At 53.9% G+C, this 1659-nt stretch carries 2 protein-coding genes; both read right to left on the bottom strand.

Features of this window, described 5'->3' with window-relative positions; all coding sequences use genetic code 11:
- On the bottom strand, window positions 1–1296 hold a 1296-nt coding region (gene sufB, locus VKV29_RS12565), incomplete at its 3' end, for a Fe-S cluster assembly protein SufB (RefSeq protein ID WP_324201656.1).
- Between the two features lie 23 nt (window positions 1297–1319).
- On the bottom strand, window positions 1320–1659 hold a 340-nt coding region (locus tag VKV29_RS12560), incomplete at its 5' end, for an Rrf2 family transcriptional regulator (protein WP_324201655.1).

Here is a 1659-nt window from a genome sequence, read left to right as displayed (position 1 = left end):
GAAGATTTGGTCTTCTCCAATCTTGGAGGTTGTCGCCTCATGCTCCACCTGCGCCGTTGGATTCCGCACATCTATATAGGGGAAGGTGTGAGCACCGCACTTGTCTCCAATAAGCAAAGAGTCGCACTGTGAATAGTTCCGCGCTCCGTCGGCTCCAGGATTGACGCGCACCAGACCCCGATAGGTATTCTGCCCATGACCGGCCGATATTCCCTTCGACACGATGGTGCTGCGCGTATTTTTGCCGATGTGGATCATCTTGGTTCCCGTGTCCGCCTGTTGGTAATGATTGGTTAGCGCCACGGAATAGAACTCTCCTACCGAGTTATCGCCCAGCAGGATGCAGGATGGGTACTTCCAGGTTATGGCCGAGCCGGTCTCCACCTGAGTCCAAGTGATTTTGGAGTTCTCCCCCGCACACTTCCCGCGTTTTGTTACAAAGTTGAAGATACCACCGCGTCCCTCTTTATCGCCCGGATACCAGTTTTGAACCGTGCTGTACTTGATGGTGGCATCCTTCAAGGCGATCAGCTCAACCACGGCGGCGTGTAACTGATTCTCATCGCGCATCGGGGCCGTGCAGCCCTCAAGATAGGAGACATAGGCCCCCTCATCCGCGATGATCAACGTGCGCTCGAACTGGCCGGTATCTCTGGCGTTGATACGGAAATAGGTGGAAAGCTCCATGGGACAACGAACTCCCTTGGGCACATAACAGAACGTTCCATCCGAGAAGACCGCCGAGTTGAGAGTGGCAAAGAAGTTGTCGGTTGGGGGCACTACCGACCCAAGATACTCCCGTACCAGATCGGGATGCTCTTGCACCGCCTCCGAAATGGAGCAGAAGATGATGCCGAGTTCGGCCAGCTTGTCCTTAAAAGTCGTCGCCACCGAAACGCTATCAAAGACGGCGTCTACGGCAACCCCAACCAGCCGTTTTTGCTCTTCCAATGAAATGCCGAGCTTTTCAAAGGTGCGAATCAACTCAGGGTCTGCCTCTTCCAAACTGTTGAGCTTTGGCCGTTTCTTTGGAGCCGCATAGTAGATGATGTCCTGATAATCAATGGGATCGTATTTCACGTTTGCCCAGTGCGGCTCTTTCATGGTGAGCCAGTGCCGATAGGCGTTCAAGCGCCATTCCGTAAGCCATGCCGGCTCGTTCTTGCGCTCAGAGATCATGCGAATGATTTCCTCATTCAGGCCTTTAGGAATGGTCTCTATCTCAATCTGGGTCTCGAACCCGTAAGCATACTCTTTCCGCGCAAACTCTTCGATGGTCGTTAATGCATCCGACATCTCTCTATTCTCCTATCAAGCCGCTATTGGCAGGTCGTATTCTTCCTTTTCGATCTTTTCTGAGACGACACGAGGCCGATCTCGTCCGAAGGCATAAAGGCAGTCGGCGCCTCACGGCCGCATATTTCCGCCAATGTAATGAGGTTTAGCATCTGAAGCAGACGCGCATTGATCCGCGCCAGAGGCTGGCGAATGGTGCAACGCGGCATCTGTTCACAGGCGTTCAGATGCTCCTCCTTCATGCAGTAGACGAAGGCCGGCGGCCCATCTATGGCCTCGATCACCGCCCCTATACTGATCTGCTCGGCAGGCTTTGCCAACCGATACCCTCCGTTGGGGCCTGCTGTAGAGATAACTAAGTGC

This window comes from Chthonomonas sp. (genome assembly GCF_035294165.1).
GTDB lineage: Bacteria > Armatimonadota > Chthonomonadetes > Chthonomonadales > Chthonomonadaceae > Chthonomonas.
Note: the sequence above shows the minus strand (reverse complement) of the source record. Positions and strands in the feature narration are given on the sequence as shown.